Below are 14756 nucleotides of genomic sequence, written 5' to 3' on the forward strand. Positions count from 1 at the left end.
ATAGGACCAATGGCGTACCAAAAGCCAGTGCTTTTGCGGGGGAGGTGAATTCTGCACGCTTGACGAGTTCCGGCAAAGAGAGGATGGTCATATCCAATCAGTGTTGAATACGAAAGAGGGTACTACCAATCATACGATAAAATAGCAGGGAGACAAAAAATGGTGTTGCGCACGATAATGGTGGCGTCGGCAAGTTTGCTGGCGATCGGAGCAAGCGGGGCGGCGCAGGCGCAGGCGAGCGGGGGTGACGGCGCGCCGAGCGATCAGCCTCCAGGCGGAACCCAGTCTTCCCAATCGGTGAGCGAGGACGAAATCGTCGTCACCGGCATTCGCGGCTCTCTGCGCCAGGCGATCGAGGCCAAACGCCAGTCGGATGTCGTCTCCGACGTGATCACCGCCGAGGATATCGGCAAGTTCCCCGACAAGAATGCGGCCGAGGCGCTGCAGCGTATTCCGGGCATCGTCATCAATCGCGAATTCGGCGAAGGCGAGCGGGTCAGCCTCCGGGGTACTGCCCCGAACCTCACCCGAACCTTGCTCAACGGCCATGCGGTGGCGACGGCGGACTGGTTCATCCTCGAACAACTCGCCGCAACGCGAAGCTTCAACTATCTCACTCTGCCCGTCGACGTCGTCGGCCAGATCGACGTCTACAAGAGCCCGCAGGCCGACGTCGAGGAAGGCGGCATCGGCGGCACGATCAACGTGCATACCCGCAATCCGCTCGATCTCGCGCCCTTCGTCCTCACCGGCTCGCTGCAAGGTGCCTATACGGAGAAATCGGACTCGCTCGATCCGCAGGCCTCCGCGCTGATCAGCTGGAAGAACGAGGCCGAGACGATCGGGCTGCTGTTCGGAGCCGTCTACCAGAAGCGCGACATCCGCCGCGACGGTGTCGAAGTGCTCGGCTATTTCACACCGGCCGGGGCACCCGCAGGGACGGCGCAGGTGCCGTCACTGATCGGATCGGCGCTGTTCCAGCAGGAGCGGGAACGCTACGGCGCCAACACCACGCTGCAATTCCGCCCGTCGGATCAGCTGGAGATCAACCTTACCGGCCTTTATTCGCATTTCGGCGCGAACAACTTTAACCAGAACTATCTGGCCTGGGGCAGCAACGCACTGGGCGGCGGCGGCACTTTGACCAATGCCACCGTTGAGGACGGCACCGTGGTGAAAGGCCGGATCACCTCGGCACCAGGGGGACGCGCGGTCGTGTACGACGCGATCGACCGCGAGGCCTTTGCCGAAAATTGGTCCGCAGATTTCGATACCGTTTACCGGCCGACCGAGACCTCCAAGATCCACCTGAAGCTCGGCTACACCAAGGCGAGCGGCGACACCGAGTCGCAGCCTTTCTACGAGGGCGGCGCTCCCGGTGCGTTCGACTTCAATCTGACCGGGCGCGTGCCGCAGGTGACCTTCATCGGCGTCGATCCCACCGATCCGAGCGATCTCGCGTTCGATTTCGCATCGCTCCACAAGATTACCAACGACGATAAGGAAAAATACGCCTATCTCGATTTCGAGCAGGAGGTCGGTTGGGGCCCGGTCCGCGCGCTGAGCGCAGGCCTCAAATATACCGACCACGATCGCGTCACCCGGTTCGATGCGACCACCTATGGCGGCTTCTTCCTGCCGCTGCTGGCGTCCGGATGCGGCGGCCCGTGCACGTCGCCCTTCTTCGCCGGTAAGCCTACTCCAAGCAACTTCCTGAACGACCTTGCCGAGCCGGGAACGCTGACGAACTTCTTTCAGATCGACCGGAAGAAACTGCGCAACACCTTCTTCGCATTGCCGGCGGAGGTGCGCGCCCGGATCCCCAATCCGCCGGAAAACTACTCGATCAACGAGAAAGCCTATGGCGGCTACGTGATGGCGACGCTCGGGCAGGACGGCGGCAAGTGGAGCGGCAATATCGGCGTGCGGGTGATCCGGACCGACCAGACGTCGCGCGGCAACATCGTCGGCGCGGCCGGACCGGGGGCGATCTCAAACGCGTTCGGCGACTTCATCCCGGTCGTCGTCGAGCGCTCCTATACCGACGTGCTGCCGAGCGCGAATGTGAAGTTCGATCTGTCTGACCAGTTCGTCCTGCGCCTCGGCGCCGGCGAAACCATGGCGCGCCCCGACTTCACCGACATCGTGCCGCGGGTGAGCCTCAATCCGGGAACACTCACCGCCGATGCCGGCGATCCGTTCGTCGATCCGTTTCGTGCGACAACGGCCGACGTGTCGCTGGAATGGTATCCCGATCGCGACACGATCGTCGCGCTCGCGCTCTATTACAAGGATATCGAGTCCTACATCGTCAACAGCACGACGCAGGGCATCTTCCCGGTGCAGACCGCGACTCCGAACCTCTCACGCTGCACGCCGGTGGCGGGCTCCACCGACAATCTCTACAATTGCGTGTTCGACGTGAACCGGCGCTCGAACGGCGGCGGCGGCACCAACAAGGGCTTCGAGATCCAGGCGTCACGGCCGGTGTGGGGCGGGTTCGGCGTGCAGGCCAACTACACCTATTCCGACGCAAGCTCCTCGGGCGGCGATCCGATCCCGGGCAATTCCAAGCACTCGCTCAACCTCACCGGTTATTACGAGAATGACTGGCTGAGCGCGCGCCTGGCCTACAATTACCGCTCGAGCTTCTTCATCAACATCGACCGGGCGACGCCGCTGAACCAGGGATCGACGGAATCGCTCGATGCGTCGATCAACATCGACGTGATTGACAACGTCACCCTGACGTTCGACGCGGTCAATCTGACCAACGACAAGATTTTCCAATATGCCGGAACGCAGACGCGGTTCCGGGCAATGTACGACAATGGACGCCAATTCTATTTCGGCGTGCGCCTGCGCTACTGATCAACGATAGGGTCTCACTCCGGGCAGGGACATGCAGATGCCGTCATGCACGGCAGATGCGGTTCCTGCCCTTTTTCTTGGCCCGGTAGAGAAGCTCGTCGGCCTGGCTGATCAGCGGCGTCGCGCCGGCACGCCCCTCGGCGATCCCGGCCGAGAAGGTGATGATGCCGATCCGCGCGCCATTGTCGCGGTCGTGAAGGACTCGTCGCTCGAGCTCCATCCTTGCTTGCTCGAGACAGCGCTCCGCATCGGCGGCCCGCACCTTCTCGAACACGACGACGAATTCCTCGCCGCCGAACCGCGCCACGAGATGGCCGCCGCAGAAGTGGCGCAACGTATCGGCGATGACCCTCAGCACTCGGTCGCCGACTTCGTGCCCGTGCCCGTCATTGACCTGCTTGAATCGATCCACGTCGCACAGCCCGATGCTTACGGCGGCGTTCTCACGCTCCAGCGCCTGCCAGCGCATGTCGAACCCGCGACGATTGAGCAGGCCGGTGACCACGTCGGTGCGCGCATCCTGCTCCGCGGCGGCGAGCTTCTCCCTGAGCGCACTTGCTTCCCGTTCCGCTTCCGCGAGCCTGGTCTCGGCAAGGCGGGTTCGTGCGAGCATTTCGCTGGTGATGGCAAGCAGGCTGGCCTTGGCGAAGACATCGCCAACCTCCTCGATGGCGGCCGCACCCGATTCTAGGTTGCGCCCATAATCCTCGGTTTCGAGGCGGACGATTTCGATCGTGCGCGCAAATGCCTCCATCTGGCGGAAGGCAAGATCGAGCTCTTCCGTCTGCGGGCGCACCGGACGCCTGGCGTCGTCCTCGTCGCCGGCGGTCTCCCGGAGCAGCCGATCGGCTTCGCTCTGCAGCAGCCTGACGCCGTTGAACGTTGCCGCCTCGATCGCTTTGGCGAGCGGTGAATTCGGATTTGCGACTTGCTCGAAGGCGAGCCGATAATTGCCCGGCGTCGAGCGCAGCGCATGCGCAGCGAGGAAATGGCCAACCTCGCGGAGAATGCGGGCGTTCTCCTCCTCGATCGATCTGTTCTGCGGAAACGGGGTGATGATGCCCATCGCAATTCCCAAGCCCTCGGAACGGATGATGTTGCAGATTACGGTAACCATAAGGTGAAGATGGTCGTACCGCCTCCGGAATAACCGTCGTGAGCGGAGGTGTGCAGCGCGCTCGGGGCGGAGCCGGCGCGGGTGAACGGTTCGTCGCACCGTACGAAAATGCCGGGAACGGCGTTCCGGACTTCGCGTTGGACGGGTGATGCGTGATGTTCCCGGAAAGATTGCTGCCGACGAGCTGCGGCGGCGTGCCTCTCACTACCGTCTCCTTGCCCAAGATTGTGCTTACCCCGAGGGCATAGACCTTCTGCTGCTAATGGCGGAGGTCCACGAGGATGAAGCCACGGCTGCCGACGCGAAGTCGTTCCTCATAGCGCAGCCGACGCCCAACGCCTGAGGGGCTAGCAGCCCCGGCTCCGACACTTCCAGCCGTTTCAAGCCACGACCAGGCCGAGTACCTCATCAAGTTCGGCGAAGAGAACGTCGGGCGCGAAGGGCTTTTCCAAGATCTTGGTCGCGCCGAGCCGCTTGGCATCCACTTCCAGATCGAATTCGGCATGGCCGGTCATCATGATCACAGGCCAGTCGCACGATTGTCGCCTCAGTTCCCGCAGCGCCGAGAGACCGTCCATCCCCGGAAGGCAGACGTCGAGCAGAACGCAGCCGCGCGGCAACTGCGGGCGGCGGCGAAGGAATGCGTCCGCGGAGGCAAAATGATCCACCTTCAGGTCCCGCATCTGCAGCAGCACCATCAGCGATCGAGCGACTGCCTCGTCGTCCTCGACCAAATACACGCAACATTCGAGGACCACCACTTGCCCTCCCAACAGGACGTGCCGAACACTGACACGCGCCAACCTTAACAGCGGTTCATGTGCCGTGTTGCTGAATATCGTGGTCAACACACTGTTTACCGCAAGGATGCGGCTTCGCGGCCACAGCCGATCCACTTTGGATCAATTCTTTGCGCAAAAGGCGCGGCATCGGCTGTTTACCGGGCGCCGGTGACGGCCCACCAGCCGATACCTGCTGCGGCGCAGGCGGCAAGCACCTTGAACGCCGCAACCTTGAACCGGAACATGGCGATGATCGCCGCGACAGTCAGGGCAAGGGCCGCGCCGTTCAGGCTGGCCGGTACCGGCAGTTCCGTTCTCACCGCTCCGAACGACCACGGCCGCACCTCGGCGAAGAGCGTGTGCAGCGCGAACCAGATGGCAAGGTTGAGGATGACGCCGACCACCGCCGCGGTGATTGCGGAGAGCGCTGCCGAAAGCGCCGCGTTACCGCGAAGCTTCTCGATGAACGGCGCGCCGAGAAAGATCCAGAGGAAGCAGGGTACGAACGTGACCCAGGTGGTCACCAGGCCGCCAAGCGTGCCCGCGACAAGAGGATGGAGACCGGTGGCGGCGCGGGATGCACCCATGAAACCAACGAACTGAGTGACCATGATCAGCGGACCGGGCGTCGTTTCCGCCATTCCCAAGCCGTCGAGCATCTCTCCAGGGCGCAGCCAGCCGTAGCCCTCAACGGCTTCCTGAGCGACATAAGCGAGGACGGCATAGGCGCCGCCGAACGTGACCACCGCGAGCTTCGAGAAGAAGATCGCGATGTCGGTGAAAACATTGTCGGGGCCGGCCAGGCCGAATAGCAGGGCGACCGGCGCGAGCCAGAGCAGCAGGAAGATTGCGCTGACCTTGAGGGACCAGCGGAGGTCCGGGCGGGCATGGGCCGGGATCTCTTCCCCGAGCACCGTCTCGCTATCCTCGACGATCGGGCCGGGGCCGGAGCCGTGTCCGCCGCCGATGGCGAAGGCCTCGAGACCGGCACGGCCGCCGAGCCAGCCGACCAGTCCGGCGCCGAAGACGATCAAAGGGAAGGGCGCGTGGAACAGGAAGATCGCGACGAATGCGGCGGCAGCGATCGCCCGCATCGCGCCGTTGCGAAGGGCGCGACTGCCAATCCGCTTCACGGCCTCGAGCACGATTGCGAGCACCGCCGCCTTGAGGCCGAAGAACAAGGCGGCGACCGGACCGACATTGCCGAAGGCGGCATAAAGCCAGGACAAAGCCATGATCGCCACCAGACCGGGGAGGATGAACAGCCCGCCCGCGATCAGCCCGCCTTTGGTGCGGTGCATCAGCCAGCCGATATAGGTTGCCAGCTGCTGCGCTTCGGGACCGGGGAGGAGCATGCAATAGTTCAGCGCATGAAGGAACCGGTGCTCCCCGATCCATTTCTTCTCCTCGACGACGATCCGGTGCATGACCGCGATCTGCCCCGCCGGCCCACCGAAGCTCAGTGCGGCAACGCGCGCCCAAACCTTGACGGCTTCGGAGAGCGGGATGCCGTGGCGGGGCTGTTCGACAGGTTCCCCGACAATGAACATCCCGCTCCTCCTCAGAACCGCGCCTGCACCGTCACGCCGTAGGTCCGGGGATCGCCCGGCTGGCCGACGACCAGGCCCGTACTGCCCGATTGCGTGGCCAGCACCTCGTAATATTTCTTGTCGAACGCATTGCGAACCCAGCTGAAGATGTTCCAGCCGTCATCCGTCCGGAAGCCGAGCCGGAAATTGGCGAGGGCATAGCCTTCGATGTCGGTATAGGCCGATCGCGAAGGATTGGACGAGAAGCGCGAGCGGTAGCTGGCATCGACGCCGACATAGGCTTCGCCGGCCCGGCCCAGCAACGTGCCCGGCTGGTTGTACTCGCCGCCGAACGATGCCGCCCATTTCGAGATGCCAGGCAGCCACTGGCCCGAAATGTCGCAATTGGCCGGGCTGAACCCCCCCGGGGTTCCCGCCGGGCTGGCCGGGTTGGCGGCACTGGCCGCGGCGCCGCCGGCAAGCTCGGGCGGGCAGGGGGCGTCGACGAACTTCACATATTCGTGATCGGTGAAGGCACCGCTCGCATACAGGCTCAGCCGCCTGGAGGGGCGGACCGAGAAATCGGCCTCGATGCCGCGGACCCGCACCTTGTCGGCATTGGCGAGATACCCGCGCAGCACGCCGAGCTGGCCGTTGGTCACCGTCGCCTGATAGTCCTTGATCTCGGTCCAGAAGCCGGCGAGGTTCAAGGTCGCCTTGCGGTCGAGGAACTGGGTCTTGAGACCGACTTCGAAATGATCGACCTTCTCCGGCTTCACCGTGCTCGCGCTGAGGATCGGGTTGTTGCCTGCGTCGAGCGGCAATCCGGCAAGGTTGATGCCGCCCGATTTGAAGCTCTTGGCGTAGGTTGCATAGGCGAGAACGTCTTCGGAGACGTCGTAGGAGATGGTGAAATCTCCCGACAGGTTCCAGTCGCTGAACGTCGCGTCATAGCTTTGCGGGGCAAGCACGCCGCGCTGATCGTTGTTGAGAACGGTGCTTCCGGTTCCGGTGGTGACCACGGCGACGTAGGAGCCGTCTTTCTTGTCGTAATTAACCCGCAGGCCGGGCTGGAGCCTGAGCCGGTCGGTCACGTGCCAGCTGAGCTGCCCGAATGCGGCGAGGCTGGTGGTCTTGAGCCGGATGTCGTTCTCGGAGCGCAGGCCGTTCAACACCGCCGGGTTGCACGCATTCGCGGTCGGGGTGGCGCAACCGGGAGAGCCCGGCGGCACGTTGCCCGGGTTGAGCAGCCAGCGGCTGGCCGCACTCCCTTGCTCCTGGGCACCGGTCGTATGCTGTTTCTGATGGTAGGCAAACAGGCCGAAGACGTAGTCGAGCGACTCGCCCGAGGCGGCGTAGCGCAGCTCCTGCGAATATTGATCCTGCTTGGACGGGTTGGCCGAAACGGTGGTGATCGGAAGCCCGGTGAAATCGCGATCGTTGGACGGGCCCCAGTTCCAGAAGCGCCAGGCACTGACCGAAGTGAGCGTGCCCGGGCCGATATCCCATTCCGCGCGCAAGGCGACTCCGCCGATCTCCTGGAAAGCGTCGAGCGGCGTATCGAGATCGGTGAGCCGATCGAACGCATTGGTGCTCGGCGGCGCGTAGCCGAAGGCGGAGGCGAGCGCCGCGTATTGGCGGTTGAGCGGGCGCTGGGTGGTGCCGGTGCGCACGTAGATCTGGGCGCAGCATTCGGGATTCTGGCGGTTGTAGTCGGCCGACAGAGTGACGTTCAGCGTGTCCGTCGGCCGCCACAGCATCTGACCGCGAAGTCCGAGATTGTCCTGCTCGTTGACCCAGCGATCGCTGAACAGATTGTAGATCGTGCCGCGGCGGTGGGACTTGGATGCGGCGAGGCGGACGGCGAGCTTGTCGTCGATGATCGGGCCCGAGATCGATCCTTTCGCCGAGACGTAATCGAGGTTGCCGATCGAGAGCTCCAGCCGTGCTTCCGGCTCGAACGTCGGCGCCCGGGTGGTGATGCTGATCGCGCCAGCCGTTGTGTTCTTGCCGTAGAGCGTGCCCTGCGGGCCGCGCAGCACCTCGATCTGCTCGACATCGAGGAAGTCGAAGGTAGAGACCGCGATGCGGCTGTAATAGACCTGATCGATATAGATGCCGACGCCCTGTTCGATGCCGTCATTGGTGAGGCCGAATGGCGCGCCGAGGCCGCGGATATTGGCGGCGGAGTTGCGCGGATTGGTGGTGAAGAACTGGATCGACGGCTGGATCTGCTGCAGCCGGCTGACATTGATGCTGCCGGTGCGTTCCAGCTGATCGCCGCCGACCACCGACACGGCGAGCGGCACGTCCTGCAATTGTTCGACGCGGCGGCGCGCGGTGATGACGATGCCGTCTTCGGACGCGACCGCCGGCGCCGCCTCCGCGCTGCCGGTGGTGGCGTCCGCGATGCCGGCGTCCGCCTCCGGCGGTGATTGGTCCTGGGCGTTTGCCGGTGCGACGGCGACGAGCGCCGATGCGGTACCGGCGAGCAGAATGAAGCGTGCGATCACGAGAACCTCCCCTGATGGATCGCGACGCCTCCGGCTGTCCGGTCGGCATCGAATGATGTGGATGTTTGGGATGCGGCGCTCAGCCGAGCGCCTGATAAACTCCGTACAGGCTGGTGACGGTAAGCAGACAGCCGACGAAAATGAGCAGCGCCTTGCCGGGCGCCTTCTTGACGACGAACGCGCCGAGCGGCGCCGCTATGACGCCGCCGATCAGCAGGCCGAGCGTCGCTTCGGTGAAGGCCGACCAGCCCAAGCTGGCGATGAAGGTCGCCGAGATGGTGGTGGTCAGCACGAATTCCGACGCGCTGACAGTGCCGATCGTCTTGCGCGGCTCGTGCCCCTGAACCAGCAGATTGCCGGTCACCACCGCGCCCCAGCCGCCGCCGCCTGCGGCATCGAGGAACCCGCCCGCAAGGCCGAGCGGCTCGACCATGCGTGCCGCCTTGTGCTCACCGGTGAGATGGAAGCCGCGCCAGATCAGGTAGACGCCGATGATCGCCAGATAGGCCATCACGAACGGGCGGGCGACGCCGGCGTCGATGTTGCTGAGCAGATAGGCGCCGATGATGCCGCCGATCACGCCCGGAATGACGAGGCGCGCGAACAGCTTCCAGTCGACGTTGCGATGAAGGATATGGCTGAACCCGGAGACGCCGGTGGTGAAGGTTTCAACGGTGTGCACGCCGGCCGATGCCGCGGCGGGCGGAACGCCAAGGCTCAGCAGCAAGGTCGACGAGATCACGCCGAATGCCATGCCAAGCGCTCCGTCGACGATCTGGGCGGCAAATCCAACGGCAATGAACGGCAGGAGATCGAACAGGCTGAAGCCGTCCATTCACGGGACTTTCTCGGGTGGGCTGCGGCCGCCGTCTTTGCCATCGGTCTGCCTGCGGTCAACCGCCGAAGCGACGCTTCTCCGTCACCTCAAGCTGAGTGAGACGACCCTCGTGAATGGTGAGGGTGATCGTCCCGAAGCGTACCGAGCCCGCTTTCTCCCGGACGACGCGCATCGCCTCGTCGAGCGCCTGAAGCGGCTGCGGCCTGGTTCCGAACGTCATGTCGCTCATCGAATCCTCCTCGTCGACTTGTGTCGATTCGTGGTGCAGTAGTATCTCAACCGAATTAGTTGACAATAGGCTCCGTCAAAAAATGTTCCTGTGCGCACTGCCGCACGCAAAGGTTCGAGGCGCCCCGGTCCGTCGTCCGGGGCGCCTCGAGAGCAGCCCACCTCGCGAAGGCTGCCCAAGCTCATGAAAGGCTCTCAGGCAAAAGCGGTCCTCAGGCCCAGTTCGGCGACGAGCAGGTTCGGATTGTGGCCGGTCAGACGGGCGAGCAGCGGCAGCCCCTCCGCCCACGCGCCGACCGGGGATTCGGCATTGATGTGCCCGGCAAAGCCGGCGTCGACGAACTCGCTTCCCCAGGCCGAGGCGATCTCCTGCGCCCGGGCGAAGCTGCAATAGGTATCGTCGCGGCTTGCCACGACGAGGCTGGGAAATGGCAGCCGCACCCGGGGGATCGGGCGGAAGTCGCGGATCCGCGGATCGACATCCTCGGCGTCGACATCGGGCGGGGCGACGAGGAGTGCGCCGCAGACCTTTTCGCGGAAGGCTTCGCTCCACGAGAGGGCCGCCCACCAGGCGAGCGCTACGCAGCCGAGGCTATGCGCGACCAGCACGACGCCGCGGGGCGCCTCGCGAACGGCGCGATCGAGCTTGGGCACCCAATCGTGCAGGCGAGGCTCGTTCCACTCGCCGAAGTCCACACGGTTGAAATGGGGAAGCCTGTCCCACGCGCTCTGCCAGTGCCGCGGCCCCGAATTGTCGAGGCCGGCGATCGTCAGCACGCCGTGCGGGCCGTCCTCCTGACCGAAGGGATGGTGCCGTTTCGCGCTGCTGTGATGAAGTTCCAATTGCACCTGTGCCTCCTTGCAATCTGCGCTCAGCAGTGTGGTCTGAAGGAGCCCTCCGGTGGTCCGGTCGATGCCTGCCGTTCGCATTTCGCCGTCATTTCTGAGTCGACGACATGGAAGCGACAACAGCAGAAGAATAGCTAAGTGCCGCGGTTGACAATGGCCTCGCGCCCAACCGGTCGAATCGAAAGCCGGTCCGAAATCGCTTTGGCGACGCCGCGCACAGCGATCGCTTGCCCTCTCCGATTGCGCCTCTAACGTGCCCATCGGGCACATTCGGGAGGGACAATGACGCCGCCGGGAGACCGTCTCCAGTTGATCGATTCCTTGCGCGGCTACGCGTTGATGGGGCTGTTCCTCGTCCACTGCGTCGAGCTGTTCGAGCTCCACTGGGCCCATCCGCAGCCGAGCCTCGCCTTCGATACCGTGTTCGCGCTGTTCGCCGGCAAGGCGTTCGCGCTGTTCGCTTTGTGCTTCGGGCTGAGCTTCTCGCTCATCTTCGAGCGCGCCCGTGCGCGCGGCGAAGCGCCCGAGGCGCGGTTCGCGTGGCGGCTGTTCCTGCTGCTGCTGATCGGCATCGCGCACAGCCTCGTCTATCGCGGCGACATCCTTCAGTTGCTGGCGCCGCTCGGGCTCATGCTGCTGGCCTTCGACAGGATCAGGAGCAACAGGCTCCTCATCGTCATTGCCGCTCTGTCTTTCCTGCAACCGCCGCTGATCGCGCGCGCCATGGCCGCAGCCGCCGGGGCGGAATGGGCGAACGCACCGCCGTTGTTCATGGCGGAATCCGGCACCGCGATGCTGACCGACGGTGGTTTTGCCGACGTCCTGCGAGTCAATCTTCTCGCCGGCCGGATCTCGGCCTGGTCCTATTATGTCGAGACCGGTCGGTTGTTGCAGATCGTCGGCCTGTTCCTGGTGGGCCTGGTGCTGGGACGCATCCGGTTCTTTTCCGAGCCCGATCGCTTCGTGCACCCTCGCAGGTGGATCGGCGGAGCGGCGGGCGTGATCATGGTCGGTTTGTGGGCGTCGAGGCCCTGGCTGCTTGCCGCGGTCGACCCGAGTGCGCCGGCCGCGGTCGTTGCAAATGTGGGGTGGCTGCTCTCGGGATGGATCGCGCTCTGCTCGCTCGCGCTGCAGATCGTCCTGTTCGTCGAGATCTTCCAGGCGCTTCATGGCCGGATCCTCGGGCATCTCGCACCGGCGGGCCGGATGACGCTCAGCCTCTATGTCGGCCAGTCGCTGGTCTTCGTGCCGGTCTTCTACGGCTTCGGGCTCGATCTTCACGACGATCTGAGCGGCCGCGAGGCCTTGCTGCTCGGCCTCGTCAGCTTTGCCGTGCAACTGGTCCTCGCACGCTGGTGGTTCGGTCGCTTCCAATTCGGTCCGCTGGAATGGCTCTGGCGTGCAGCGACCCGGCGCAGCCTGGACATCCCCTTCGTGCGTCCAGCAACGGCCTGATCGTGGCCAGCCAGAACCACCGCCCGGCCTATTCGTGGCGCGCCGACCCCAACGTGCCGGCGTTTGCAGACGAGAAGCCGCTGATCGTGTTCGACGGCCTGTGCGTGCTCTGCTCGGCCAACGCGAAATTCGTTCTCCGCCACGATCGTAAAGCCGCCTTTCGGCTGACGACGGCGCAGGGACCGGTCGGAGAGGCGCTGTATCGGCATTTCGGCCTTGCGAACGGCGATTACGAGACCCTTCTCGTGCTTTCGCAAGGGCGTCTGCTCACGCATTCCGACGCGGCGATCGCGATCGGCGAAGGGCTCGGATGGCCGTGGCGCGCTGCACGGGCGCTGAGGATGGTGCCGCGACCGTTGCGCGACACGTTGTATCGGCTGGTGGCGCGCAATCGTTACCGGCTCTTCGGCAGGCGCACCGCGTGCTGGATGCCAAGGGACGAGGATCGGGCGCGGATCCTGTGAAACGCGTTCTGATCCTCGGCGGCTACGGCACCTTCGGCGGCCGAATCGCCAGGCGCGCCGCGGCCGCCGGCTTCGAAGTGCTGGTCGCCGGGCGAAACGCCGCCAAGGCGCACGCTTTCTGTGCCGGCGAGGATCGGCTGATCCCGTTCGTCGTCGACCGCGATGCCGGGCTTGTCGAGGCGTTGCGAACGCAGCGTCCGTTTGCACTGATCGACGCGGCGGGGCCATTCCAGGGGGCGGACCATGCGGTTGCCGAAGCGGCCATCGCCGCGGGCGCCCATTATGTCGACATCGCGGACGGGCGCGATTTCGTTTGCAGCATCGGCAGGCTCGATGCGGCCGCCCGCAAGGCCGGAGTCGCGGTGATATCGGGCGCGTCCAGCCTGCCGGCGCTGTCTGGCGCGGTGACCTCGCGGCTTGCCGCGGGCCTCGATACGGTGGGAGCCGTCGAGATAGTCCTCAGCGCCTCCAGCCGCGGCACGGCCGGAGCGTCGGTCGCGGCGGCCGTGCTGTCTTACCTCGGCAAGCCGATCCGGCTCTGGCGCGGGCGCCGCCCGGCAACGGGGTGGGGCTGGCAGGACCTGCAGCGCAGGGATTTCACGGTCGAAGGGGTAAAACCGCTGCGCCGGCGCCTCGTCGGCCTGGCGGATGTCCCGGATCTCGATCTGCTGCCCGCGCGGTTACCGGGTCGGCCGGCCGTGAGCTTCCTCGCCGGCACCGACGTTCGGCTTCACAATATCGGCCTGTGGCTGCTCAGCTGGCCGGTGCGCTGGCACTGGCTCGAAAGTGCATCGGGGCTGACCAACCTGCTCGTCCGTCTTCACGGGTGGAGCCGATGGACATCGTCGCTTAGGTCGGCCTTCTCCGTCCGCCTCGTCGGAAAAGCGGGGAGCCGCCGCATCGAACGGATCTGGACGCTGATCGCCGAAGAGGGGCAGGGGCCCGAAATTCCAAGCTTGGCCGCATCGATCCTGCTGGAGCGGCTGGACACCTTGGTACCGGGCGCGCGCGATGCCGGCACGGCGCTGACCATCGAGGATTTCGAAGCAGTGCTGTCGCGGATGCCGGCCTCATGGGAGGTCCGCGAGCGCGCGCTTCCCGCGCCGGCTTATGCACGCGTGATGGGCACAGACTTCGACGCTCTGGCGCCGCCCGTCCGCGCCTTTCACGCGGTGCTCGGCGACACCGGCGCCGCCGGCCGCGCGATTGTACGCCGCGGGCGCAATCCGGTCGCCCGGCTGATCGCCGCCCTGTTCCGATTCCCGCCAGCAGGCGAACACGCGCTGCACGTCACCGTCAGGGAACGAAACGGCGAGGAGATCTGGACTCGGGATTTCGGCGGCCGGCGCTTCGAGAGCATGCTCAAAGAACGCGGCGGGCTCCTGGTCGAGCATTTCGGGCTGCTGCGTTTCGGGTTCGATCTTCCGTTGGGCGATGACGGTGGCCTGAAGATGGTGATGCGGCGGTGGTGGCTCGGGCCCATGCGGCTGCCGCTGGCGATCGCGCCAAAGGCGCCCGCGCGGGAATGGGCGGAAGACGGCCGCTTCTGCTTCGACGTCGCGATCGCGCTGCCGTTGGTCGGCCTCGTCGTCGCCTATGAGGGGTGGCTCGAGGTCTCACCTGTGGCACGAGAGACTGCCGTCCCCTAAGGCACCGCCGAAGGCAGACGCCATAGGATCTAAGAATGGACTTTGACGACCAGCTTCGCCGCTATTTCGGGACGGCGGATCTCGCCGCTCTCACGCCGTCGGCGATGGAGGCGGGAGTCGATCGCATGCGGGTCGATCTCGGCCTCGAGAAGGATCGCGGCCGCCGTTTCGCGCTCTGGGCCTTGATGCACATGCTCGGCGTGGCGCCCGATCTGGACGTCGCCTTCAAGGACGAGGCCGACCGTGAGGCCGCGCGCAATTTCATGGACCTTGCGGGCGGCCTCACGCCCGACTGAACTGGAGCAGCGAGCGCGATCTGGGAATCACGCTTGCTGCTCCAGGCTTTTGTAAGCGCATCGCTGAAGCCGAAAACCGGCAGCCACTTTTCGGCGCGATGCTCTAGAGCCTGATCACCTTGGGTTGGAGCGTTTAGCTCCGACCTGAGGTGTGAATCAGGCTCT

At 65.0% G+C, this 14756-nt stretch carries 12 protein-coding genes; 5 read left to right on the top strand and 7 right to left on the bottom strand.

Going from position 1 to position 14756, the window contains the following annotated elements; all coding sequences use genetic code 11:
- The first annotated feature begins 159 nt into the window (after positions 1–159).
- Positions 160–2871 (top strand): TonB-dependent receptor, encoded by a 2712-nt coding sequence (locus C7I55_RS03990; RefSeq protein WP_106511543.1) that lies wholly within the window; start codon positions 160–162, stop codon positions 2869–2871.
- Between the two features lie 43 nt (positions 2872–2914).
- On the opposite strand, the gene C7I55_RS03995 is transcribed toward C7I55_RS03990, so the two are convergent.
- The 7 genes from C7I55_RS03995 to C7I55_RS28010 form a co-directional block, all read right to left on the bottom strand.
- On the bottom strand, positions 2915–3937 hold the full coding sequence (locus C7I55_RS03995; RefSeq protein ID WP_158266278.1) for a GGDEF domain-containing protein: 1023 nt from the start codon (positions 3935–3937) through the stop codon (positions 2915–2917).
- Between the two features lie 431 nt (positions 3938–4368).
- A complete protein-coding gene (locus C7I55_RS04005) occupies positions 4369–4749 on the bottom strand; it encodes a response regulator transcription factor (RefSeq protein ID WP_146150920.1) in 381 nt (126 codons plus the stop codon).
- A 176-nt stretch (positions 4750–4925) separates the two neighbouring features.
- Positions 4926–6320, bottom strand: a complete 1395-nt coding sequence (chrA, locus tag C7I55_RS04010) for a chromate efflux transporter (RefSeq protein WP_106511547.1) — start codon at positions 6318–6320, stop codon at positions 4926–4928.
- Positions 6321–6331: 11 nt separating this feature from the next.
- Positions 6332–8812: a TonB-dependent receptor gene (locus C7I55_RS04015; RefSeq protein ID WP_408640576.1), complete on the bottom strand. Its 2481-nt coding sequence runs from the start codon at positions 8810–8812 to the stop codon at positions 6332–6334.
- A gap of 79 nt (positions 8813–8891) precedes the next feature.
- Complete coding sequence (locus C7I55_RS04020; RefSeq protein ID WP_106511548.1) at positions 8892–9647, bottom strand: sulfite exporter TauE/SafE family protein; 756 nt, start codon at positions 9645–9647, stop codon at positions 8892–8894.
- Between the two features lie 58 nt (positions 9648–9705).
- On the bottom strand, positions 9706–9879 hold the full coding sequence (locus tag C7I55_RS04025) for a YezD family protein (RefSeq protein WP_106511549.1): 174 nt from the start codon (positions 9877–9879) through the stop codon (positions 9706–9708).
- Positions 9880–10073: 194 nt separating this feature from the next.
- On the bottom strand, positions 10074–10727 hold the full coding sequence (locus C7I55_RS28010; protein WP_158266279.1) for an RBBP9/YdeN family alpha/beta hydrolase: 654 nt from the start codon (positions 10725–10727) through the stop codon (positions 10074–10076).
- A gap of 282 nt (positions 10728–11009) precedes the next feature.
- Between C7I55_RS28010 and C7I55_RS04035 the strand changes: the two genes are divergently transcribed.
- From C7I55_RS04035 to C7I55_RS04050, 4 genes are read left to right on the top strand one after another with little or no spacing between them, the layout of a single operon-like run.
- Positions 11010–12182 (top strand): DUF418 domain-containing protein, encoded by a 1173-nt coding sequence (locus C7I55_RS04035; RefSeq protein ID WP_106511551.1) that lies wholly within the window; start codon positions 11010–11012, stop codon positions 12180–12182.
- A 2-nt stretch (positions 12183–12184) separates the two neighbouring features.
- On the top strand, positions 12185–12646 hold the full coding sequence (locus C7I55_RS04040) for a thiol-disulfide oxidoreductase DCC family protein (RefSeq protein ID WP_233222025.1): 462 nt from the start codon (positions 12185–12187) through the stop codon (positions 12644–12646).
- Positions 12643–14295: an SDR family oxidoreductase gene (locus tag C7I55_RS04045; RefSeq protein ID WP_199192705.1), complete on the top strand. Its 1653-nt coding sequence runs from the start codon at positions 12643–12645 to the stop codon at positions 14293–14295. Before C7I55_RS04040 ends, C7I55_RS04045 begins: the two co-directional genes overlap by 4 nt.
- Positions 14296–14330: 35 nt before the next feature.
- Positions 14331–14591 carry a hypothetical protein gene (locus tag C7I55_RS04050; RefSeq protein ID WP_106511553.1) on the top strand — a complete coding sequence of 87 codons (261 nt, stop codon included), beginning with the start codon at positions 14331–14333 and terminating at the stop codon, positions 14589–14591.
- Positions 14592–14756: the final 165 nt, after the last annotated feature.

Source organism: Allosphingosinicella deserti, assembly GCF_003012735.1.
GTDB lineage: Bacteria > Pseudomonadota > Alphaproteobacteria > Sphingomonadales > Sphingomonadaceae > Allosphingosinicella > Allosphingosinicella deserti.